The sequence below is a fragment of the Qipengyuania sp. S6317L1 genome (assembly GCF_023015615.1).
Classification (GTDB): Bacteria; Pseudomonadota; Alphaproteobacteria; order Sphingomonadales; family Sphingomonadaceae; genus Erythrobacter.
In genome coordinates this window covers 462,712-484,110 of record NZ_JALKAJ010000005.1, presented here as the reverse complement: position 1 = coordinate 484,110, position 21,399 = coordinate 462,712, and the positions used below count along the sequence as shown (strand labels likewise).

Annotated in this window: 19 protein-coding genes and 1 tRNA gene; 4 read left to right on the top strand and 16 right to left on the bottom strand. The window is 58.2% G+C overall.

The annotated features are described in order from the left end of the window. Nucleotides 1-52: 52 nt before the first annotated feature. The 8 genes from addA to MWU38_RS13880 form a co-directional block, all read right to left on the bottom strand. The gene (gene addA / locus MWU38_RS13915) at nucleotides 53-3,598 is read right to left on the bottom strand and encodes a double-strand break repair helicase AddA (RefSeq protein WP_247272395.1); all 3,546 of its coding nucleotides are present in this window, start codon (nucleotides 3,596-3,598) and stop codon (nucleotides 53-55) included. Then, nucleotides 3,595-6,633, bottom strand: coding sequence for a PD-(D/E)XK nuclease family protein (locus MWU38_RS13910; RefSeq protein ID WP_247272394.1), 3,039 nt, complete (start codon nucleotides 6,631-6,633; stop codon nucleotides 3,595-3,597). The genes addA and MWU38_RS13910 overlap by 4 nt, the downstream gene beginning before the upstream one ends. Then, on the bottom strand, nucleotides 6,626-7,342 hold the full coding sequence (locus MWU38_RS13905; protein WP_247272393.1) for a nucleotidyltransferase family protein: 717 nt from the start codon (nucleotides 7,340-7,342) through the stop codon (nucleotides 6,626-6,628). Before MWU38_RS13905 ends, MWU38_RS13910 begins: the two co-directional genes overlap by 8 nt. Next, entirely contained in the window at nucleotides 7,339-8,325 is a 987-nt protein-coding gene (locus MWU38_RS13900; RefSeq protein ID WP_247272392.1) for a phosphotransferase, read from the bottom strand. The genes MWU38_RS13905 and MWU38_RS13900 overlap by 4 nt, the downstream gene beginning before the upstream one ends. After that, nucleotides 8,322-8,777 carry a tRNA (adenosine(37)-N6)-threonylcarbamoyltransferase complex ATPase subunit type 1 TsaE gene (gene tsaE / locus MWU38_RS13895; RefSeq protein WP_348646909.1) on the bottom strand — a complete coding sequence of 152 codons (456 nt, stop codon included), beginning with the start codon at nucleotides 8,775-8,777 and terminating at the stop codon, nucleotides 8,322-8,324. The genes MWU38_RS13900 and tsaE overlap by 4 nt, the downstream gene beginning before the upstream one ends. Beyond that, nucleotides 8,774-11,149 (bottom strand): PAS domain-containing sensor histidine kinase, encoded by a 2,376-nt coding sequence (locus MWU38_RS13890; protein WP_247272391.1) that lies wholly within the window; start codon nucleotides 11,147-11,149, stop codon nucleotides 8,774-8,776. Before MWU38_RS13890 ends, tsaE begins: the two co-directional genes overlap by 4 nt. Nucleotides 11,150-11,291: 142 nt before the next feature. After that, nucleotides 11,292-12,710, bottom strand: a complete 1,419-nt coding sequence (gene ahcY, locus MWU38_RS13885) for an adenosylhomocysteinase (protein WP_247272390.1) — start codon at nucleotides 12,708-12,710, stop codon at nucleotides 11,292-11,294. A gap of 163 nt (nucleotides 12,711-12,873) precedes the next feature. Then, the gene (locus MWU38_RS13880; RefSeq protein ID WP_247272389.1) at nucleotides 12,874-13,491 is read right to left on the bottom strand and encodes an S-adenosyl-L-homocysteine hydrolase; all 618 of its coding nucleotides are present in this window, start codon (nucleotides 13,489-13,491) and stop codon (nucleotides 12,874-12,876) included. Between the two features lie 228 nt (nucleotides 13,492-13,719). Here MWU38_RS13880 and MWU38_RS13875 point away from each other — a divergent pair, with 228 nt between their 5' ends. After that, entirely contained in the window at nucleotides 13,720-14,199 is a 480-nt protein-coding gene (locus MWU38_RS13875; RefSeq protein ID WP_247272388.1) for a peroxiredoxin, read from the top strand. A gap of 68 nt (nucleotides 14,200-14,267) precedes the next feature. On the opposite strand, the gene MWU38_RS13870 is transcribed toward MWU38_RS13875, so the two are convergent. Both MWU38_RS13870 and MWU38_RS14995 read right to left on the bottom strand, forming a co-directional pair. Then, nucleotides 14,268-14,702, bottom strand: coding sequence for a PaaI family thioesterase (locus MWU38_RS13870; protein WP_247272387.1), 435 nt, complete (start codon nucleotides 14,700-14,702; stop codon nucleotides 14,268-14,270). 50 nt (nucleotides 14,703-14,752) lie between these two features. Further along, nucleotides 14,753-15,490 (bottom strand): CPBP family intramembrane glutamic endopeptidase, encoded by a 738-nt coding sequence (locus tag MWU38_RS14995; protein ID WP_247272386.1) that lies wholly within the window; start codon nucleotides 15,488-15,490, stop codon nucleotides 14,753-14,755. Between MWU38_RS14995 and MWU38_RS13860 the strand changes: the two genes are divergently transcribed. After that, nucleotides 15,468-16,019 carry a PadR family transcriptional regulator gene (locus MWU38_RS13860; RefSeq protein ID WP_247272385.1) on the top strand — a complete coding sequence of 184 codons (552 nt, stop codon included), beginning with the start codon at nucleotides 15,468-15,470 and terminating at the stop codon, nucleotides 16,017-16,019. The two genes, MWU38_RS14995 and MWU38_RS13860, sit on opposite strands and share 23 nt — an antisense overlap. Here MWU38_RS13860 and folE read toward each other — a convergent pair. From folE to MWU38_RS13840, 4 genes are all read right to left on the bottom strand, one after another. After that, a complete protein-coding gene (folE, locus tag MWU38_RS13855) occupies nucleotides 16,013-16,627 on the bottom strand; it encodes a GTP cyclohydrolase I FolE (RefSeq protein ID WP_247272606.1) in 615 nt (204 codons plus the stop codon). The two genes, MWU38_RS13860 and folE, sit on opposite strands and share 7 nt — an antisense overlap. A gap of 351 nt (nucleotides 16,628-16,978) precedes the next feature. Further along, nucleotides 16,979-17,470 carry a hemerythrin domain-containing protein gene (locus MWU38_RS13850; RefSeq protein WP_247272384.1) on the bottom strand — a complete coding sequence of 164 codons (492 nt, stop codon included), beginning with the start codon at nucleotides 17,468-17,470 and terminating at the stop codon, nucleotides 16,979-16,981. Nucleotides 17,471-17,605: 135 nt separating this feature from the next. Then, nucleotides 17,606-17,682: transfer RNA gene (locus tag MWU38_RS13845), tRNA-Arg, on the bottom strand. Nucleotides 17,683-17,801: 119 nt separating this feature from the next. Further along, complete coding sequence (locus MWU38_RS13840; RefSeq protein WP_247272383.1) at nucleotides 17,802-18,209, bottom strand: (deoxy)nucleoside triphosphate pyrophosphohydrolase; 408 nt, start codon at nucleotides 18,207-18,209, stop codon at nucleotides 17,802-17,804. A 97-nt stretch (nucleotides 18,210-18,306) separates the two neighbouring features. On the opposite strand from MWU38_RS13840, the gene MWU38_RS13835 reads away from it, so the two are divergent. Beyond that, nucleotides 18,307-18,489: a Flp family type IVb pilin gene (locus MWU38_RS13835; RefSeq protein WP_223070676.1), complete on the top strand. Its 183-nt coding sequence runs from the start codon at nucleotides 18,307-18,309 to the stop codon at nucleotides 18,487-18,489. A gap of 121 nt (nucleotides 18,490-18,610) precedes the next feature. Continuing rightward, entirely contained in the window at nucleotides 18,611-18,787 is a 177-nt protein-coding gene (locus MWU38_RS13830; protein ID WP_247272382.1) for a Flp family type IVb pilin, read from the top strand. 99 nt (nucleotides 18,788-18,886) lie between these two features. Here the strand turns inward: MWU38_RS13830 and MWU38_RS13825 are convergent, their stop codons facing one another. Both MWU38_RS13825 and MWU38_RS13820 read right to left on the bottom strand, forming a co-directional pair. Further along, entirely contained in the window at nucleotides 18,887-20,362 is a 1,476-nt protein-coding gene (locus MWU38_RS13825; protein WP_247272381.1) for a M48 family metalloprotease, read from the bottom strand. 90 nt (nucleotides 20,363-20,452) lie between these two features. Beyond that, the gene (locus MWU38_RS13820) at nucleotides 20,453-21,397 is read right to left on the bottom strand and encodes an acetyl-CoA carboxylase carboxyltransferase subunit alpha (RefSeq protein WP_247272380.1); all 945 of its coding nucleotides are present in this window, start codon (nucleotides 21,395-21,397) and stop codon (nucleotides 20,453-20,455) included. Between the last annotated feature and the right edge of the window lie 2 nt (nucleotides 21,398-21,399).

Here is a 21,399-nt window from a genome sequence, read left to right as displayed (position 1 = left end):
AGTGGCTCTCCTCGTGATTTCGTGTTGCGTTCAATCTAGTCGCTATCGCGCCTCACTCAATATCAAGCGGCGCAAACTTATCCTGTGCCTCGTCAAACTGGCGCTTGTGTGTGTCAATCATATTGGATGACAGCTCGAACAGTTCCGGCGTCTGGGTGTACAAGACACCTGCCCGAATGGTTCTTCCGGGATAGATCGCTTCGAGTGCCGAAACATAGGCCGCCATTTGCTTCACAGTGGCCGCTGGAACAGTTTCGAGACTTTCGGGTGGACGCCGCGTGGTCTTGAAGTCAACCACCGTGACGGCTTCCGGCGTGACCAGCAGCCGGTCAGCAGTGCCCGCGATCACGACGCCATCGACCGTTGCTGCAAGCGGCACTTCAGCAAGCGCTTGGGCAGAGAAAACGTCCGAAAACTGCGGGTTATCAAGGACAGAAAGCGCGCTTTCGAGCATTTCGGTACGGACAACCTCATCCAGATCCCCTGCTCTTCGTTCCAGCCAATCCTTCGCCGCGTCGCGCCGTTCGTCAGGGCGCACATCGGGCAGACGCTCAAGCAATGCGTGGATCACAGTGCCCCGCCGTGCGGCCACCTTGGCGTATTCGGGCTCGAGCGGAGGATCGCTACCCTGCTCCTCGCCAGCGGAACTTGGGGCAAGCGGACGCGGTGGTTTGGGCTCTGGGCCAATTGGTGTCGTCAGCCATGAAGGCGGCTCCGGATGCGCTTCTTCGCCGCGCGTTTCATCCACAGATACGAGTGCGTCAGCGCGCACGCCGAACTCACGCCGAGAAACCCATATGTCGTCGGTTTGCAGCGGTGTATCGAAAACGGGCTCTAGTCTCGCATACCACGAATCGTCAGGCGGGCCCTTCTTCGCGGCCTTTGGACCGAGTGACCCGCCGATAAACAGCGCCTCTTCCGCCCGCGTGATTGCCACATAAAGAAGCCGCCAATGCTCTTGAATCGCATCCGCCTTGGCTTTCTCTAATGCGTCTGCAGCAGGGCCGACCAGCTCATCCTTTTTGAACGAAGGCAGCGGCACCTCGCGCAGATCCTTGCCTCCCTTCTGCAAGGGATCATCAGGCAATGCGAGATCGCCCGGCTTGCCAAGGTCATCGGTCGCATCGGCAAGGATCACAATCGGCGCCTGCAAACCTTTCGAGCCGTGCACGGTCATCACCCGCACTAGCCCCTCAGCGTCATCCGCATCGCGCTTAAGCTCAGCGGTGCTGGCATCGAACCACTCGATAAACCCTGCAAGGCTTGGCGTGTGCGCGCTTTGATAGGCGAAGGCGGAATTGAGAAGCTCATCAATCGGATCGTTCGCCTCTCGCCCTAGCCGCGCCACCAATTCGCGGCGCGCAGCCCAGGGCCCGGTCAAAAGCCAAGCGAGCAGGTCCTGCGGCGTGTCATAATCGGCGCGGGCGAGCAGGTCTTTAAGCTTCTCGGCGGTCTGTTGAACGCGCGGATCCTCGTGCCCCCGAAGATGGTCCCACAACCGCTTCCCCTGTTCGCGCGGCACATATTGCAACAGGTCGTCCTGATCCCATCCAATGAGCGGCGATGCGAGCAAATTGGCAAGCGAGAGGTCATCCAGAGGCTGAGATGCAAAGCGGAGCGCGGCCATCAGGTCTTTGACCGCAAGCGGCTCGCCAAGCCTCAACCGGTCGACCCCCGCCACCGCGACACCTTTGGCATGGAGCTTGGCGACAATCTGGCGCGCGATGTCTCTGCGCTTTCGCACAAGCACCATCACATCGCCTGCGGTTGCATGGCGGCGCTCGCCCTTCTCGAGCACAAAGGGTTCGTGTTCGGGATTGCTCGGATCAACCCAGCGGCTCACCTGCTGCGCGATCTTCTCGGCCATTCGCGTGTCATGCGCAGGCAGCCAATCCTGCTCGCGCTTGTCGGCATGATCATCATCGCTGTCACGATTGTAATCGCGGTCGTGTTCCTCCGCCTCTCCGTCAGAAGTCTCCGCCTTCACCGGGTTCCACAATGTCACCAATCCGGGCCGATCATCGCCTTTGTGAGGCTTAGAAGGTTCGGTGAGCCCGAATTCGGCGTGCCCAATCGCCCCCATCGTACGATTGACGAAATCGAGCACGGGCATAGCGGTCCGGAAAGAGCGCCCAAGATCAAGGTCATTCCACGTTGGCAAGCGGCGGTTATCGCGCATTTCGAGCGCGGTCGCCTTGGCATCGTCAATGCGCTTCTTGACCTTCAGTTTGGCGCGGTCAAAGTTTTCTGGGCTTGTCCCCTGAAAGCCAAAGATCGCCTGTTTATAGTCGCCTACGGTGAAGATCGTGCGAATTTTGTCGCCGCTTGCACCTTCGCCTGAGAAGAAATCGTCGATCAGCGCGTCGATAATCTTCCATTGTGAAGCGTTGGTGTCCTGCGCTTCGTCAATAAGGATGTGGTCAAAGCTGCGATCAAGCTTGTAGCGTATCCATGCCGAGGCGTCCTTGTCGCCCAAAAGCTCGGCTGCGCGCCGGATGAGATCGTCGAAATCGAGATAGCCCTCGCGCAATTTAGCCGCTTCCCACCGTTCCCAAAATGCCCGGCCCATTTCGAGCGCGCTGGTGAGGAACTCGGCGAGGTTGAGGAGCGCGCGGCGTTCGCTAAAGATCGCAAGGGTGTCCGATACCTCTTGCTGGCGCTCGACAAATTGCTCGTCATGTTTTTTCGCATATCGCAGTTTACCGTTTGGAAGTCCCTCTCCATTGAGAATCCCCCCAATGAGCGAACTGACCGCATCCCCGCGCTGATCCGGTTCGGTATCGAGCCATTTCTCGATACCCTCAACGGCCGCCTGTCCTGAAGGTTTGCCCCACTCGTTCAATGCCTGTTTAAGCGTAGCCAATTGATGATCCGGGAAAGTGTCGGGATGAAGCACCTCCTCTGCCCACCTTTCATCCGCATCGCTGGGCATATCGATCAGGCGCTTGACCCGCGTCGCCATCGGCGATTGCCAGCCATCGGTCCCAAGCCACATATCCGCCGCACCAGTGCAACGCATCAGCCACGAGCGAAGGGCATCGGGATGCTTGGCGCGCGCGAAGTTCTCGACATTGGCAGTGAGCGTTGCGTCACCCTCGCCCAGCATTTCGGCCAGCACTTCGCGAGCCAGAAGCTCGCGCTCGCGATCTTCCATTGGCCGCGCGCCGGGGGGTAGCTCTGCTTCTTCGGGGAAGTTGGCGAGCAGCCACTGCGAGAAGGCGTGGATTGTATCGATCCGAAGACCGCCACCCGGGCAATCGAGCACGCTTGCAAACAGGGTTCGCGCGTGGTCGCGTGATGCGGTGCTCTTATCTGCACCAAGATAGCCCAATTCCTGCATCAAGGTGACATCATCGAGCCTCACCCAGCGCGCGAGCACAGAGTTGATGCGCGTTGCCATTTCGGCAGCGCCCGCTTTAGTGAAGGTGAGGCACAGGATATGCGATGGATCGACACCGGGGGTGAGGAGCAGTCGCAGCACGCGCGCAGACAGAACCTGCGTTTTGCCGGTGCCGGCAGAGGCCGACAGCCAAACATTGTCGCGCGGGTTTGCAGCGCCGAGTTGATTGTCCTTGAGGGGATAGACCGCGCCGCTCATTGGTCGCCCTCCCCGCGCTGTTCGGCATTGGGCTCGCTCAACTGCACGATCCATTCTTCAAGCCGCATCAGTTGATCATAGTCGGTGTAACCCTTGTAGTCCGGTTTCTCCTTCGCTGTGAACGGTTCAGAGCCCGCAATGTAATCTGAGATAGCTTCAGCGAGAAACTCTTCATGGGCTGGAAGAAACCTGTCAGGTGTGAGGCCGGACTTTTTACTGCCGACTTTCATCGGCTGATCACTGTAGCCAAACTCGCCCTTCTTTCTTGCGAGCGACCAATATTCGTAGCGCTGCGTCTCCCCAAAAATTAGGCCATCGGCCTCGAAACTTCCATCGCGCGCAATTAGGCCGAGCAGGCCCATCTGGAGCGCGAAACCCTTCTCCACTTGAGACGCAGACGGCGGGCCGCCAGTTTTGTAATCAACGATAGCATGCGTGCCATCGGGCATGCGATCAATCCGATCAACACGCCCGCGCACTTTGACACCATGCACCATCATCGCCCCATTTGCCTCGGTTGCGACGACCTGACGCCCCTCAAGAGCCGCCTTATCAATACACTGCTCAAATCGCTCCATCGCTGCCAGAAGGCGCGGTTGCCACAGGCCTTTAAAGAGCGGATGAACCTGCGCTTCTTCAAACTTTTGGGTCGCAAAGGGCACGATTTTGAGGGCCGGATCGCTCACCCTCGCCGTGTGCCAAGCATCAAGAATGTCGTGCACCAAAGTGCCGCGCAGCGCCGGATCGCCAAAGGGATCAGCAGCAAGCGGCTCAAGCTTTCTAAGGCCCAAAATCTCGGCGGCGTAGAACTGGTAGGGATCGCCCAACAAACGATCCAAAGCGGTGACCTTAATGTCGACCTTGCGCTGCTCAGCGGAAGGGAGCGGCTTGGGCCTTGGATAGGGAGGCGCTGGTTCAGGCGCGCGGTCGAGCCGGGCTTGCAGGCGTTCCATGCGCTCCTCGCGCGCGTCCCTGGCAAGCTCGCCCAAAAGCGCCTCTACCCGAAGGAGAAAACGCGATGGCAATGTTGGCCCCTCTGCATCACGCTGAGCGCGGCTGAGCACGACTTCGGGCGCTCCCATAGCGCCTGCCAAATCGTGCGCGGCAAGGCCTATGCGAAACTCTGCTCCGGGTACACCAAGGGCGCGCAATATTGCAGGGGCGAGCAGCGCCTCGGACCCCGGCGCTTGCGGCCAGCTTCCCTCATTAAGACCTGCGCAAATAACGAGGTCAGCGCGTGCGAGGCGCGACTCAAGCAGACCGTAGATCGCGACGCGCGGGTGCCCTCCATAGGGTGGACGTACCGCGATCTCATCCATGCAATCGCGCACGATGCCGGCAAGATCACTCGGTGCAGCAACGGTGCCGACTGCGCGTGCATGGAGCCGCAAATCTTCGACCATTTGCGAAAGCGCCCGGCCATCCTCGCGCGCCCACAGCGCCTCGCCAGCGAGCGCCTCCCCTGCCTCAGACAGCCAATCGAGCGCGTCCGCCAAGGCCATCTCGTCGGGCAAGTCAGTGAGGGTCGAAAGGATCGCCTCAACCCTCTCCCACCACTCAGCCACGCCAGCCTTTTGCGCAATTTCGCGCAACGGGCCGAGACCCGGCGCAGGGGTGGGTCCGCGAAGCTCCCGGTCGAACTTGCGCAAAGCTCTGAGCCAAGCCCGGCGCTCGTCCGGATCATCGCGGTGCACCAGCGGGTGGGCGAGCGCTCCGATCACTTGGGCAGGCGTTGGCCCGTGGGTCACAAGGTCGGCAAGAAGGCCAAACATTCGACCGGCGGCGGTGAGTGACAAAGCGCGGCCTGCGGTGTCGTTTGCCTCGATATTCCAGCGGTGCAGGTTTTGTGCAACACGCCGCGCAAGACTTCGATCTGCGCTGATGACCGCAACGCGCTTTTCGGGTTCCTCAAGCGCCTCTCGCACAAGGATGGCAATCGCCTGCGCCTCATCCTCTGCGGTGGCGCTCGTCATCAGGCGCACTTTATCGAGGCGGCGCTGGCTCTTTTCGAGCTTAACCCAAGATTTGCTCGCTTGCGGCGGGAGGAACAGCGAGCTGATCGCCCGCGACCTTGCTGGCTCGGCGGCGCTCATGCCCGAGCGGTGCCAAGGCCTGACCTCTTCGCGCGCGATGCCCATGCGCTCGAGCAGCAGCTTCAAGTGATATTGCGGATGGGTGAGCGCATCCTTCTTGGCGAATATCTCTCCGCCCGGTTCGGGCGCGGCGCCTGCGCGGCCAAGCTCGTCCCACGCTTCGTCCGACAGGGTAAGGTCGAGGTCGGGCAGGATCACCGCACCATTGGGAAGATAAGCCACCGCCCGCAACATTCGCGCAAGCGCAGGCGAGGCGCTGGTGACCCCGGCTGCCACGACGGGAGTTTCAGGAGGGTTCGCGCGCCACTTCTTCGCAGCCCTTTCGAACAACCTATTGCGCCGGGTTGCCGCATCGACCGCCCCCATTTCATCGAGCCGAGAGCGCCAGCGGGCCTGCACCTTCGCAAAGATTCGAAGGCTGTCCTGCCAATGCTTCGAGAGGTCATCGAGCATCTTCAGAACCGGCTCAGCGATGAGATCAGCTGGGTCCTTTTGCTCGACCAGCAGGCGATCCATCGTCCTTGCAAGATCGCGCGCCATGCGAAGACGAGCCGCGCCCGGCATTGGCTTTTCGCCCAGTTCCGCGCGCTCAACCTCGATCAGCTTTGCTATCTCAAGCCAGCGTTTGGTGGGTTCAATCGAAGGGGGAATATCGGAAGCACCCAAAGGATCGAGCAGCGCGCCCAAAGCCTCGTCCAAATCAAGGTCGCCGATCGTGACCATGCGCGGCATGAGCATGCCCGCCTTGCCGTGTGCACCTGTGTGACGAATGAATGCCTCTGAAATCGTGCGCGCAGCCCTTGAGCTGGGAACCAGAAGGGTGAGCTTTGCGAGGCCCAATTCGCCATCAGAATAGCGCGGCACAATCCCCGCCACGAGCGCATCGGCAAAACCGCGGTGCGCGGCGATCGAGTAGATATTGGGGTGGCTTTCTTCAGCCACGTTTCAGTGCATCCTCAGTGTGGGCGATGGCATCGGGCGTGCCGACTTCGAACCACATGCCGGTGAAGGAAACGCCGTAAAGCCTCCCCTCCTCCATCGCACGATTCCATAGGATGTTGGTCGAAAACTTGCCCTCCGGCGCATCGCGAAGCAGGCGTTTCGAGAGCAGTTGAATACCGGTATAGATAAAGGGTGCAATCCTGCCTGACTGACGACGCTTGAGCCGCCCTTCACCGTCCATGTGAAAGTCGCCTTTGCCCTTGAAATTCTCGGCCCGCGCGTGGCCCACCAGCAAAAGCAGCGCGTCCATCTTGTCCGCATCCCAACGAGCGGAAAGATCATGAAAGGCCGATTTTGGCCCGTCGAGCCAGATGTTGTCGGCATTGAGGCAAAAGAACGTGTCAGGCAGCAGGTCCGCTGCCTTGATAAGACCGCCGCCCGTTTCCAGAAGCTGATCGCGCTCATCGGAGATTGTCACCCTGGGCGCTTTGCGATCAAGCACGTGCGCCTCAAGCGCATCAGCCAGATAGTGGACATTAACGATCGCATTTGTCACGCCGCTTTCGGCAAGCCGGTCGAGCGCATGGTCGATGAGCGGTTTGCCAGCTACACGCACCATCGGTTTTGGCATTGTCGCAGTGAGCGGGCGCATGCGCTTGCCCATGCCGGCGGCCATGACCATGGCGGTGTCGCTTGCAAGCTTGCTCATGCGATATTGCCGCCGTGTGCGGCGCGTAGTCCGTCAGGGATGTTGGTATCGAACCATCTGGCCACGGGCTCCAGGGCAGGATGCTGCAAATCGCGCTCCATCGCCGCCCAGACACGCGGGATCATGGTAAGGTATTTGGGCTTTTCATCGCGCTTGAAGAGGCGCACGAAAATTCCGACGATCTTGGCGTTTCGTTGAGCGCCAAGCCGGGCATAGTCAGCACGAAAATCATCGTCTGCTCCCGTTTGTTCGATGTAGCGCGCCAACATCGCCTCTTCGAGTTCGGGGGACACGTCGCGCCTGGCGTCCTGAAGAAGCGAGACGAGATCGTAGGCGCGGTGGCCGACAAGCGCGTCCTGAAAATCGATCAGACCTTGAGGAGCTGTCGCTTTCTTGTCCAAGAGCATGATGTTTTCCGCGTGATAGTCGCGCAAGACAGTAACGGGAGAAGCTTGGCGATCAATCAGAGGCGCAAGGGCCTTTTCCCACGCCGCATTGTATCGTGCGACATCGACATCAAGCCCATGAGCGGGAGCATACCACTCGGTCAGCAGCGCAGCCTCGCGCAGATATGTCGGCAGATCGTAGGGTGAAAACGGTCCGGCAGGACGCATATGGAGCGCAACCAATGCATCAATTGCCGCTTCGTAAGCAGGCAACTCGTCTGCCGGATTGGCATCCACCCATTCGCGCATACGGTCGTTGCCGAAATCTTCTGTAAGCAGCCAGCCTTCGCGCGGGTTTTGGGCGAGGAGTTCAGGAGCGCGCATGCCGTTTGCGCCCAGCCAGCCCGCGACCAGTATGAAAGGTTGAGGGTCCTCTTCGGGCGGCGGCGCATGCATCAGCATCGCGGTTTCGCCCGAAGCCCTGCGCAACCGGAAGTAGCGGCGAAAGGACGCATCACCGGGAATGGGCTCTACAGCAGCTGCCCCCCAGCCCGCGCCTTCTACAAATTCGACAAGTCCGTCAGGCAATTCGCTCATGGCATACGTCCTAGCCAATCTGCGCCCGCTTTCACAACAGCGACGCGCCCCTTCCCTTGCGTTTCCAACAGGATCGACAAACACGCCGCCTCATGCGCAAACCCACCGGCGTGATCGGGCCATTCCGCAAGCAAAACCGCGCCTTCGCGATAGTCGTCCAGCCCGATCTCGATCGCCTCGGAGGGGTCGTCGAGTCGGTAAAAGTCCGCATGGGCGACGGCAACACGAAGGGGCGGTGCGTCATAGGTTTCGATGATGGTAAACGTCGGCGAAGGGACCTCGCCCTCGTGACCCAATCCCGAAAGGATCGCACGCGCCAGAGTGGTCTTGCCTGCGCCCAACCCTCCTTCGAGCGCGATCACATCGCCTTCACGAAGGCTTTCTGCGATGCGCTGCCCTAGGTTGGACATCGCATTGAGGTCAGGCAATTCTATCAGGGTGGCGGCGCTCACGGTAATGTGATCACCGCAATCGTGCCCACGCCCTCTTGGCTGTCCAGTTCAAGCGTTCCGCCGTGCGCTGCAACGAGTTGATGCGCGAGGCGAATGCCCAGACCGGTGCCCTCCCCTGCGCTGTCACCCGGCTCCTCTCCTTCTGGAAGAGCGCCCATCGCGCGCTGCAATTGTTCGGGCGTCATGCCATTGCCATTGTCGCGGATAACAACCTGCCCGCGCCATTCGTCATCGCGCGACGGCTTGGGCAGTTCGATTGTGATCTGTCCGCCTTCCGGCGTTCCCTCAATCGCATTGTCGATGAGATTGCCAATCGCCCGGCCGAGCTGACGCGGGTCCGCGTCCACGGTTCGCCCACGGCGCCCTTTGAGGTCCAGGCCAAGCCCCGCTTTCACAATCGCAGTTTCACGTTTGCGCACAAGCTCGGCCATGAAGGAAAGGAGGTCCACCGGCTCTTTTGCAATCGGCATCAACCCCGCTTCGGTCTGAGACAGGTCGAGGACGTTCTCCACCTGCTCGGTCAACCGTGCAACAGAGGTGAGGATGGCATCAACATATTCGCCTGCCTGCTCGCTCAGGTCGCCCGCTGCCCCGCTCGACAAAAGCTCGGCAAACCCGCCGATCGTGGTAAGCGGTGTGCGGAACTCGTAGGACATATTGGCAAGGAAACGCGCTTTGACCGCGTCCGCCTCTTCAAGCGCAATCGCCCGTTCGCGCAAGGCGGCTTCTGCTTTTTGCGAATCGGTGATGTCGAGCACCGTCAAAAGCCCGTTGCCGTCAGGAAGAGGCACGCCGGCAAAGCGCAGTGTTCGCCCATCTGTGAGCATGACCTGCCCCTTCTTCTCGCGCCGGTCGAGAGTGGCTGCACGCACCACTGCACCAAGGCTTTCGACCTCTTTGGGGTTTGTAAGATTTGCGGCAATGGCTTCAAACAACCCCTCGGCGCTTGGGTGGGTGTCGAGAAGATCCGAACTGATCCCCCAAGTGCCCGCGAACGTCCGGTTCCATATCTGCACAGAGCCATCTGGCGCGAATATCGCGAGCGCTTCGAACAGGCTGTCGAGCGTTGCCGTCCGGGTGCGCAGCAGCGTGTCCCTTGTAGCGGAAAGAGCAAGTTGCTCGGTCCGGTCTTCGGCAATCATCACGAGGCCGCCGTCTGGCAGAGGTTGAGCGACGATGCGAAGATGGGTCCCACCGGGGAGCGGCCAGTATTCCTCCAGGGTGTCCTGTGCATCGAACCACGCGCGGTGCTCTTCGCGCCATTCAGGAAAATCACGCACTTCAGGCGTCTGGCCGCGCTCCCTCGCATCGGAGAGCAGGCGGTCAAAGGCGAGCTTTCCTTCAAGAGAATCGCTGGAGAACAAGCCGAACAGCCTGCGGAAAGGCCGGTTGGCGAAATTCAAAGTCTCATCAGAGGCAAATTGCGCCACGCCAATGGAAAGTTGGTCGAGCATCGCGCGCTGGGCATCGCGGAAGGCGCGGAAATCGCGCGCAACTTGCTGTTGTTCCTCGACGTCAATCGCATAGCCGGCAACGCCATCGTCACCCAAAGGCAGGTCGGTCACGCGCATGGATCGCCGCTCGCCATCAATGGTCACGCCGTCGATGCGATCGAGCTGGCGTTTGGCAGTGAAGGCATCGCGCGCAAGCTCTGCAGGCGTTCGACCATCGCGGGCTTCCAAAAGCTCGATCTGGCCTTCGATCACCGCTTCCATACTCTCCGCGCCAACAGCCTCGACATAGGCTTCATTGGCAAGGCGCAGGTTCATATCGGGATCGCGGATCCACATAGGCGTCGGAGCCGAGGCGATCAGACCGCTGAGCGCCGCGAAGTCTGATTTTGCATGCGCCGCATCTGAGCGCAGCTTGGAAAGCTCGCTTTCACTTGATGTGAAATCGAACACCCACACAATGACTGCACCGCCGGGCGATACGGCAGGATCGGCGAGCGAGCCTTGAAGCGAAAGGCTGCGTTTGGAGCCGGGCGGCGTGATCGTCATGGAAAAGGGCGCTGCACTCTTTTGTGTTGCGCGCGCTTTTTCCCACAACTCGTCCGCCTGCGCTTTCGAAAGGCCTTTTCTTTCCGAGTTCGTCCCTTCTTCGCCTACGAGCTGCGACAGATAGGCCGGGATCGCCTCCAGCCCCAGCCACCGCGCCAGACGCTCAGGCGCCTCAATCCGGCCATCGGTGCGCACCAGCAAAGGGATTGCAGGTGAGACATCAACCAGATGCCTCATCCGGCGCAGCGAACCCTTGAGCGCTTTTGCCCGATTTGTCTGCGCGTTCGCCCGAAGCATGATCACCGCCGCCGCCACCGTCCACGCGGCGAGCACGAGCGCGATAATCACTAAAGCGAGCGGACTTAATTCCATCTCTCTCAGCTATGCGTGCGAAGCGCCAAGTGCAACGGGTCGCACACGCAAAAACCCCCTGAATTGCACAGGGTTTGATCCCTATGACGACCGGGGGCTCCAATTTCGCGGCGAATGGCCGGCAAAGGACTAATTACACCAATCAGTAGCGATAGTGATCCGGTTTGAACGGACCGTCTTTCGGCACGCCAATGTAGTCAGCCTGTGTCTGGCTGAGCTTGCTCAAATGAACACCCAGCTTTTCGAGGTGCAAAGCAGCGACCTTCTCGTCGAGATGCTTTGGCAGGACATACACATCGTTCTTGTATTCGTCGGCCTTTGTGAAAAGCTCAATCTGGGCAAGCGTCTGGTTGGTGAAGCTTGCACTCATCACAAAGCTCGGGTGACCCGTGGCACAGCCCAGGTTCACCAGACGGCCCTTCGCAAGGATCAGCAAGCTGTTGCCGTCGGGCATGGTCACCATATCGGTGCCTTCCTTGATTTCTTTCCAGTCGTAATTGTCGAGCGCGGAAATCTGGATCTCGGAATCGAAGTGACCGATGTTGCACACGATGGCCATGTTCTTCATGTTCTTCATGTGCTCGCCGGTGATGACGTCTTCATTGCCGGTCGCGGTCACGAAGATGTCGGCACGCTTGCTCGCTTCCTCCATCGAGACGACCTCATAGCCATCCATCGCCGCCTGAAGCGCGCAGATCGGGTCGATTTCGGTCACCATGACACGCGCCCCGCCATCACGCAGAGACGCGGCAGAACCCTTGCCCACATCGCCATATCCAGCAACGCAGGCGACTTTACCGGCAAGCATCACGTCGGTTGCACGGCGGATGGCATCGACGAGGCTTTCCTTACAACCATAAAGGTTGTCGAACTTGGATTTGGTCACGCTGTCATTGACGTTGATCGCCGGGAACGGAAGCTTGCCCGCCTTCGCGATCTGGTAAAGGCGCATAACGCCCGTGGTGGTTTCTTCCGAAACGCCCTTGATGGTCTGCACCGACTTGGTGAGATATCCGGGCTTTGCCGCAACGAATGCTTTGAGAGCGCGCTGAAATTCGATTTCCTCGGCGTTCGCGGGCGCTGGCATTTCTTCGCCGGCTTCAATGCGGGCGCCCCATAGCGCAAACATCGTTGCATCTCCGCCGTCGTCGAGGATCATGTTCGCGGTCAGCTCCGGGTCGGCTTCGCTCGACCAATCGAAAATGCGGCCGACATAGTCCCAGTAATCTCCGAGCGTTTCACCTTTGATGGCAAACACCGGGATGCCTTGATCGGCAATCGCAGCGGCTGCGTGATCCTGGGTCGAGAATATGTTGCAGGTCGCCCAGCGCACCTCAGCGCCCAGAGCCACCAGGGTCTCGATCAGGACAGCGGTCTGAATGGTCATGTGGAGCGAACCGGTGACGCGCGCGCCCTTCAATGGCTGCGCAGCGCCGTATTCCTCGCGCAGAGCCATCAAGCCCGGCATTTCAGTTTCAGCAATTGCGATTTCATCGCGGCCAAATTGAGCAAGGCCGATATCTTTGATCACATATTCGTGGGATTGCACTGCGGTGGCCACGGGCCATCTCCTGTCGTCTCATGGGAGGCGCTGCGTGGCATCACGCCTGACACGCCTAAAGCTGGCGCGTCCATAGCCGCCAACCCGCTCACGGGCAATCACAATATAAAGTTTTCTTTATATCTTGATATGAAGCGCCTTCGAGGCCACCGCTCGTTCGCCGCTAGGGCCGGATCTCCCACTGCGCGCTCATATCGTAGGACAGCCGAACATTCTCGCTGCTTCGGGCGATCTGCGGTGCGACCTCGCCTCCCTTCTTCGTCGCGACTTGCGCGTTGTCGTGGGAGTGCTGACGCGCCGCACCCAACAAATAACGTGCGCTTCTAACCAAGCTTTGCGCATCGCTCGCACGCGAAAGGTCCTGCGCCACCTGCTTTAGCTCGGCACAAGACAGCCAAGGATGTCCGTCGCCATAACTGTTGGCGATTTTAACGCCCATGCGATCAAGCGCGCGTGCCGGATTACGCTCGCCAAAACTATTAGCAAGGCTGCGCTTCAAGGTGCTGCCCGCATCGTTCAGATGTTCCAGATTCGCAGCGGAGAAACGGTGGTAGTCGCTGCGAAAATCGTGCGCCCCGGTGCGGCATCTCAGCGATGTCACCATAAGCATAATGTCGAGGCTCCGCAGCGAATGGGCATCCTCAAATTCGCTTTTCGCGCTTGCTGGCGAACTGGACAAAGCAGCGGCCAGAACGAACCCGGCAACCGCTCCCCATGGCCGTGCATTGCCTTTGACCGGGCTTGAGCCTTCACCGGCTGCGGCGCGTATTTGTTGTGTCATTTGTCATTTCCAAGGGCATCGTGTGGTCCATCACGCCCTTGAGGATCGCTGCGCTGATTTACCCGAAATTCAATATGTGAGGTAAAGCGAAATCAACCAAGTTGGCCCTTGAAAAATCACAGTTTGTGAGTTTGTCGCAAGGCCCTATATTGGCTCGGAACCCAAAGCGGAACGCCCTTCTAAGGGCGAGTCCGTATGCCCCGTGCGAGATCGATACAGGAGACAGTGATGACAATTTCAGTCGGCGATAAAGTGCCAGAAGTGAACATGGTGAAAGCCACCCCGGACGGCCCTCAACCCGTCAAAGCCTCGGAATATTTTGCCGGTAAGAAAGTCGCTTTGTTCTCTGTGCCCGGCGCCTTTACCCCAACCTGTTCTGCCAAGCACCTTCCCGGCTTTGTCGAGAAGGCCGATGATCTCAAAGCCAAAGGCGTCGATGAGATCGTCGGCACGGCGGTCAACGATGCGTTCGTCATGGGCGCTTGGAACGAGGCGGCAGGGTCTGACGACATCACTATGCTCGCTGATGGTAATGCAGAATTCGTTGAAGCAGTGGGGCTGACGATGGACGGCTCAGGCTTTGGCCTGGGCAAGCGTGGCCAGCGTTTTTCCATGGTGATCGAAGATGGCACCGTCACCCAATTGAACATTGAAGAGCCCGGCGATTTCAAGGTGTCGAGCGCGGAGCATATGCTCGGCCAGATGTAATTCGTCGACTTTGGTATTTTGAGGAAGGGTGTCTCGATTGAGGCGCCCTTTCTTTTTTGGACTGTCCCTTAACGATCAGGCAGCGCGTAGGTCACGGTCGATTGCGCCGCAACGCGCGCAGGGTCATCCTGCCAAAGCCGCACATCGACTGTCGCCAGCCTGCGACCCAGCTTGATGAGCGAGGCGTCTGCGAAAAAGTCGCGCGCCTCTACGCCGCGAAGAAAACTCATATTGAGATTGGACGTCACTGCCATCGGGACAATTCCGATATGCGCCAAAATCACCGCATAGGCAGCGCGGTCGGCCACCGCCATTTGTGTGGGACCGGAGATAATGCCGCCAGGACGCAGCATGGAATGCTCTGCCGGTTGGCGCAGCCTCAAGAAGCCCGACTTTATCTCGACAAAATCGTGTGCGGACCGGTCCTGATCCGGGAATGCCTCGCAAAAGAAATCGACCAGTTGATCAGCGGAAAGGACGGGTTCTATATCGTCGTAGCTCATGCCTGTCTTATTGGCGGCCTTTTTCGAAACCATCAATCCGAAGAGCGCGCTTAGCCAAATCCAAAGAGGTAGATCTTTGTGATCGTCAAAGCGTTCGCCGTCGCGTGAGCAATAATAGCTGGCAGCAATTTGCAGCCACACGCGACGTATGTGAAGCCAAAAACCAATCCCGCGATTCCGGTCAATATCTGGCCAACGAGTGCTTGATTGGAATGACCAAGGCCAAACAGGACCGCGACAATGATCGCGACGGGCCATACCCACTTCTTGCCGAAAAGATCGGAGCCCCAGCCAACAAGAAAACCCCGAAAGAAAACTTCTTCGAGAATTCCGCCAAGCAAAATGCCCTTGAGCATCCACTCGAAATAAAGGCCTGTGCCACCATGAAGTCCCTCAAGCTGCGATAGATCAAGCTTCGACGAGGTCGCTTTCTCCAGTATCGGCGTGAGAGGAAAATCGAGGGCAAAGACCAAAAATCCCGCTGCGCTGCCAATCGCCACTGAGATCGGGATGCTTTTGTAAACCCACTGAAAGGTCGACTGGCGTGAAGCTTTGATAAAAATCAGGGCTGCAGCTGTGAATGTCAGCCAAAGCAGCTCGGCCAAGTCCGACACGAAGAACAGCGGGGCAAATGCAGCGGCCCACGCGCAGATCATGCCGGTTTTGGTTTGCAGCCAAGCTCTCATCCAGCGCACTCTCAGGTGATTGCGAATAATTCGATTCGAACTATTTAGTGCTAATCGTACTATATCGCCAGTGTCGAAGATGAAACGAAAACAAATGCTCACCGAGTTGGAGGGAGCGGTTCTGAGCGTGATCGCGCGTCGGCAGCCGCTAAGCGCCTACCGAATACGAAAAGAGTTCGAGGCAGCCGCCACTCACAGCTGGAGTGCAAGCGCAGGCGCAGTCTATCCGCTGGTAAAACGCCTTACCAAGGATGGGTTGCTGCGTGAGGACGCAAGGCCAGAAGATCGCAGGGGAACTATCCTTCTGAGCTTAACAGCAGCAGGCGCAGATGAAATGAAGCGGTGGGTCGAAGATAGCAATCCAACCTCTCTTGCCGCAAACACAGATCCGATGCGCACAAGAGCTTTTGCGTTTGGCAACCTCACACGGGATCAGAGACTTGAACTATTGCGGAGATGGCGAAGCCTATCAGAACAAGGGCTGGAACAGACCAAGCTGCAAATGCGACGATGCGAAAAAGATGCAGATACAATGGGAGCGTTGGCGACCAGGGGCGCCCAGCTTCAATTAGAAGCCCGGATCACGTGGATCGACGAGTTGATCGAAGCCGAAGCCCCCGCGCCTCAATAACCCATCAGCCCCAGCACTTCCTTGCGGCTTGCCGCGTCATCGAGAAAACAGCCCATCATGCGGCTGGTCAACATTTCGACCTCGTGCACTTTCACACCTCGACCTGTCATGCAGCCGTGTTCAGCTTCAATCACCACCGCGACACCGCGTGGTTCAAGATTGTTCCAGATGCACTCGGCAACCTCAGCCGTCAGACGCTCTTGCACCTGCAAGCGGTTGGCATAGCCGTGAAGCACGCGGGCAAGCTTTGAAATGCCGACGACCTTTTGATCGGGCAAGTAAGCGATGTGTGCTTTGCCTGTGATCGGCGCCATGTGGTGTTCACAATGCGATTGGAACGGGATGTCTTTGAGAAGCACGATCTCTTCATAACCGCCCACCTCTTCGAAAATGCGCGAGAGGTGAATGGCAGGATCTTCCTGATTGCCGCGGCAGTATTCCAGCCACGCGCGGCCGACGCGCTTGGGTGTGTCGATCAATCCTTCACGACTGGGATCATCGCCCGCCCAGCGCAACAACGTACGCACAGCTTCTTGAACATCTTCGGGCACATCGGGTTTGCTCAATGGATTCTCCGGATCAAAATCAGCCGCATCGTGCGGGTTCATGTAGTTCATGGCATTACCTTTTTGTTGCCGACAAGCGGCATATTCCTGGCAAGCAAGTCGACCCGGCTTGCGGCCCGTTATACTTCCTTTCGACATCCCAAGGGTAAAAATCGCTGCGCGCTCAGATCGTTCCGTGCAAAGTTTGCACGTGAAGCCCAATCTCTTCGAGGCGATGTATCGATTGCAACCGAGATAGGCTGCCCCCTTCCATTGATATAGGCAAAAAGCTGAAAATTGCACGAAGATTGGTTGGGCGCAGAACCCGGTCAGGCACGGGCCGAAATGCTCGACATAAAAAAGCCCCCCGCGTGAGCGGAGGGCTTTTCGTGGCCTAGTACGGCTTTGGTGGATTTATTCCTTGGCGTCATCCGCCGCGACCGGCGTGATCTCGGCCTCTTCCTTTTCGACCTTTTTGCGCTCTTCAAACGTCTTGGTAAGCTTGGCGTCGGTTTCTTCGTCGATCAGTTCTTCGAAGTCAGGGAAGTGGTCTTCCTCTTCTTCGTTGATATGGTGACGATAGCGGTGGTCGAACTCCTTGAACTTCAACAACCATCCCGGCGAGCTCATGTCGGTCGCAGCAAGATCATTGAGCATTTCGTCAATTTCATGGTGCTCGGCAACGGAGTGACGGGTTTCGTCATTGGCATCAGGCTCTGCGATCATTTCCGCGTAAAGCGATTGTTCTTCGGCTGCCGCGTGGCTTTTTAGCTCTGCGTTGAGCTCTTCAAACAGTTTGCGACGCTCTTCGCTGTCGCCTGATGTCTCGGCGATTTTGTCCAGCAATTCGCGTTGGCGGTTGTGGTCTTCTTCGATGCGGGTCAGGATCTTGGCTTGGTCGCTCATGGTAACTCCGTGGGGGTAGCGTTAATTTCACCATATCTACCGCCACGGCCGCCAAAGGTTCCGCGTTGGACGATCCCGCACGCACGTGCGCACAAACAAAAAAACCCACCCCCGTTTTGCGGGGATGGGTTTTCTTGGCGCGCCAGGAAGGATTCGAACCTCCGGCCGCCTGATTCGTAGTCAGGTACTCTATCCAGCTGAGCTACTGGCGCGCGAGAGATGCGGCACATACGGCGACCTTTCACACTTGGCAACACCCTCTTTCGGGAAAAAGCGCTCAATTAGCCAAAAATTTTGATGATCCCTTGTGAGAAGCCTCCTTTTGCGAGGTTCACGCACGAAACAGGCGCGCGGACAGGCTTTCATCCAGTGGTGGTTTTGCAAGTTCCATTATCTCCGATTGCGAAAACCACTTCACCGCTCCGCCCTCCAATGCGCGCGGTTCGCCGATCCAATCGGTAATAGTGTAAAGCAGAATGACAATCGGACGCTGCCCCGATTGGCGGCGATCTTCAGCAAAACCTGCGGGCTCACAGGCAGAAGCTTCAACAACTATACCAAGCTCCTCGTGAAGTTCCCTTATGAGGGCTTCTACCGGTATTTCAGTGGGTTCCACCTTCCCCCCCGGAAATTCCCATAGGCCGCCATGCGCTTTTTCTTCGGGCCTTAGATGCATAAGGAAACGGTCTTCGCCGCTGCTCAATGCTCCTGCCACTACGTATATCGGATCGGCTGTCATGTCGGTTTTTTTTCCACTTCGGGCAGCTCTCTTAGTCTTTTTTTAACGCGTTGGCGCAATTTTAGGCGCTGTCAGAAGCGTTTTAACGGGTGACCACATGAAATTGACCAGCTTCCTTAAGCACATTGGGAACGACAATTCCGGGGCCACCGCCGTTGAGTACGGGCTGATCTGTAGTCTTATCGTGATTGCAATGATCGCTGCGGTGAATGGCGTAGCGGAAATTACCAGCAATACGTGGGACTATGTGGTGGAGGAAAGTGTGGCTGTGATGGGCTGAGGCCCAGAACGACTGAAGCAAATTAGGGTTTTGTAAAGAGCTAACACTTAATTCCACAAATCGTCCGACTGAACCACTCAGCTGGACACGGGTACCGAAGACCAAAACCAGGAGACTAGAAATGCAATTCATCAACAAGCTTGCACGCAACGAAGAAGGCGCAACTGCAATTGAGTACGGCCTGATCGCTGCTCTTATCGCTGTCGCTGCAATCACCGCAATGGGCGCACTTGGCGGCACCATCTCGAACACCTTCGGCGACGTCGAAGAAGGTATGCGCACTGGTACGGTTTCCTAAACCGACCTCGCTTACCAGCGAAAAAGAGAGCGGCGGGGATTTCCCCGCCGCTTTTCTTTTGCGCGTTTCAGATTTGAATCAGGGCGAAGGCCCGGTCGCTTATCGCGACCGAACCACCAGTTTCACCCGGTCGCCAGCACGCAGCGGCTCTGTCGCATCAAGGCCATTGAGCACACGGAAACGTTCTTCACGTGCGTTTTCATAAGCCATCTGCCTTGCAAGTCCCGAGACGGTATCACCGCGTTGCACTGTCACAACCCGAAGCGTGCGCGGAATGACCTGCGCTGCTTCGGTCGACGAGAGCGTCCTTACGGACTGATACATGCTTGTGAACGGGTTCGTCCCGCCAGCTGGCGTAAACGTCACGAAATGATAGGCTCGATCGTTGGCAAACTCATAAGCAAAAACAGTCACATCAACCTGTGACTGGCCATTGCTCAACCGCGCTTGTCCATAAGCTGCATCAAGCCCGTTCACGCGCGTTCGTTCGATTCGCTGTGGTTGGAGGCTATTGTCTTCACCGCCCAGAGCCGAGAACGCTTGCATAATATATTGCTGCAGATCTCCGGAATACTGCGCTGTCGTGAATTGTGCCTGTCCTCCTTCACCATTGATGCTCACCGCTCTTGTGCCGTTGAGCATGTAGAAACCCTCGGGCGCCGTGAAGCGCAAACGCAGGTTCGGATGAAGGAAATCACGTCCTTCCACGAGGCCCTGTTCAGGATCGTCGCCATAAATCATACCGTCGATCTGGTCGAGAAAGGCGTCGCGATTGCTGACGGTTCCCGGCTTTCCTTCCGCATAGGCATCCGCCAGCCTGACCCTTGCTGCTGGCTCGGGGTGGCTACTTGCCCAAACCGGCGGGCTCGCGCTGGACCGTCCTTGCAGACGCGCATCAAGCTCGTTCTGGCGCGCAAGCCGTTCGAGCAGGTCGCCCATCGCTTTTGGATCATAGCCAGCGCGGCTCATGTAATCGATGCCGAGCCGGTCCGATTCTTCCTCATGTTCGCGAGAATAAGCAAGGTTGAGGAATTGCGGCGCAGTAACGGCCCCGCGCGTGATCAGATTTCCAAGCTGGCTGTCGCCCAGAAGCACGCCCGACAAAATCGCGCCAAGTCCGCCAAGCAGCTGATTGCGCTGCGCTCTTCGCATGCGTCGTTCGGAGTGACGCGCGGTCACGTGGCCGACTTCGTGGGCAAGAACACCGGCAAGTTCAGCCTCGCTCTCCATCAACGCGACAAGTTGCCGCGTGGTGTAAACATAGCCGCCGGGCACGGCGAAAGCGTTGTTCACCGGACTGTTGAGAAGGGTGACGTCGAAACTGTCACGAGCGCCGCCAAGCCCTGATTGGACTGCGACATTCTTCCCCACTTCTTCGACATATTGCGCAAGTGGCCCCGACATCTCGCCGCCAAATTCCGCAACAAGCTGCGGGTGATATTGCGCACCTTGTTGCGCTTCGCTCTGTGTGATTGCCTCGGTCTGTCCCGGAATGGGCGTGGTCGCACATGCGGTCAGCGCGAGGCTGATCGAAGCAACCCCTGCGAGTTTTGTCTTGCGAAGAAAATTGGTCATGAGGCTCTCCTGAATTCTGAAACCGAATGTCGCTCACAAATGAAGCACACCCGTAGCGGCCATGACAGCCCCTACCTCACAGACAATTGATCAGCCGCCCAGTTCCAAAAAGCGTTTCTCTCGCAGAGCCAAAATTTCCGTGCTTTCCATTTTTCCAAGTTTATCAAGCTCTTCGCCGACAACCCTTCCGAGTGTTGCAGCCGTCCCTGCAACATCTCGATGCGCGCCGCCGACAGGTTCTTTTACAATTCTGTCAATCACACCAAGGCGTTTGAGGTGCTGCGCGGTTATTCTCATGGCCTGCGCTGCATCGGCAGCCTTTTCGGAAGTGCGCCACAAAATCGACGCGCAGCCTTCCGGTGAAATCACCGAATAAACCGCGTGTTCGAGCATCAGGACCCGCTCTGCGCTTGCAAGCGCCACGGCGCCGCCTGAACCGCCCTCACCTACAATAATCGAGACCATGGGCGTAGGAAGCGCAAGGCACGCCTCGGTCGAGCGCGCGATCGCTTCCGCCTGTCCTCGTTCTTCCGCCTCGATGCCAGGGAAAGCGCCCGATGTATCGACAAGCGTCACCACCGGCAGACCAAAGCGCCCGGCAAGCTCCATCAAACGGATCGCCTTGCGGTAACCTTCGGGTTTGCCCATCCCGAAATTATGCTTGATGCGGCTTTGCGTGTCGTTGCCCTTCTCATGGCCGATCACCATCACACGGCGATCTCCCAGCTTGGCAAAGCCGCCCATGATTGCTTCATCGTCGGCATAAGTGCGATCACCGCCAAGTGGCATGAAATCGGTAAAAGCGTGCTCGATGTAATCGCGGAAGTGAGGGCGCTGCGGATGGCGCGCCACCTGGGTTTTTTGCCAGGGGGAAAGCGAGGCATAAGTCGATGCGAGCAGTGCATCACTTTTCGACTCAAGCCGCTCAATCTCTGAGGCCACATCGACGCCGTCGTCGCTCTCAAGCGTGCGCATTTCCTTGATGCGCTGCTCGAGGCTGGCGATGGGTTTTTCAAATTCGAGGTAAGAAATCATGG

Coding starts and splice junctions, on each gene's coding strand:
- MWU38_RS13840 (WP_247272383.1), bottom strand. CDS start 18,209: ATGACAGCCGATCCGATATACGTAGTGGCAGGAGCATTGAGCAGCGGC.
- MWU38_RS13850 (WP_247272384.1), bottom strand. CDS start 17,470: ATGAGCGACCAAGCCAAGATCCTGACCCGCATCGAAGAAGACCACAAC.
- MWU38_RS13835 (WP_223070676.1), top strand. CDS start 18,307: ATGAAATTGACCAGCTTCCTTAAGCACATTGGGAACGACAATTCCGGG.
- MWU38_RS13890 (WP_247272391.1), bottom strand. CDS start 11,149: ATGGAATTAAGTCCGCTCGCTTTAGTGATTATCGCGCTCGTGCTCGCC.
- MWU38_RS13870 (WP_247272387.1), bottom strand. CDS start 14,702: ATGAGCTACGACGATATAGAACCCGTCCTTTCCGCTGATCAACTGGTC.
- MWU38_RS13860 (WP_247272385.1), top strand. CDS start 15,468: ATGAAACGAAAACAAATGCTCACCGAGTTGGAGGGAGCGGTTCTGAGC.
- MWU38_RS13875 (WP_247272388.1), top strand. CDS start 13,720: ATGACAATTTCAGTCGGCGATAAAGTGCCAGAAGTGAACATGGTGAAA.
- MWU38_RS13830 (WP_247272382.1), top strand. CDS start 18,611: ATGCAATTCATCAACAAGCTTGCACGCAACGAAGAAGGCGCAACTGCA.
- folE (WP_247272606.1), bottom strand. CDS start 16,627: ATGAACCCGCACGATGCGGCTGATTTTGATCCGGAGAATCCATTGAGC.
- MWU38_RS13880 (WP_247272389.1), bottom strand. CDS start 13,491: ATGACACAACAAATACGCGCCGCAGCCGGTGAAGGCTCAAGCCCGGTC.
- MWU38_RS13820 (WP_247272380.1), bottom strand. CDS start 21,397: ATGATTTCTTACCTCGAATTTGAAAAACCCATCGCCAGCCTCGAGCAG.
- addA (WP_247272395.1), bottom strand. CDS start 3,598: ATGAGCGGCGCGGTCTATCCCCTCAAGGACAATCAACTCGGCGCTGCA.
- MWU38_RS13825 (WP_247272381.1), bottom strand. CDS start 20,362: ATGACCAATTTTCTTCGCAAGACAAAACTCGCAGGGGTTGCTTCGATC.
- MWU38_RS13905 (WP_247272393.1), bottom strand. CDS start 7,342: ATGAGCAAGCTTGCAAGCGACACCGCCATGGTCATGGCCGCCGGCATG.
- MWU38_RS13900 (WP_247272392.1), bottom strand. CDS start 8,325: ATGAGCGAATTGCCTGACGGACTTGTCGAATTTGTAGAAGGCGCGGGC.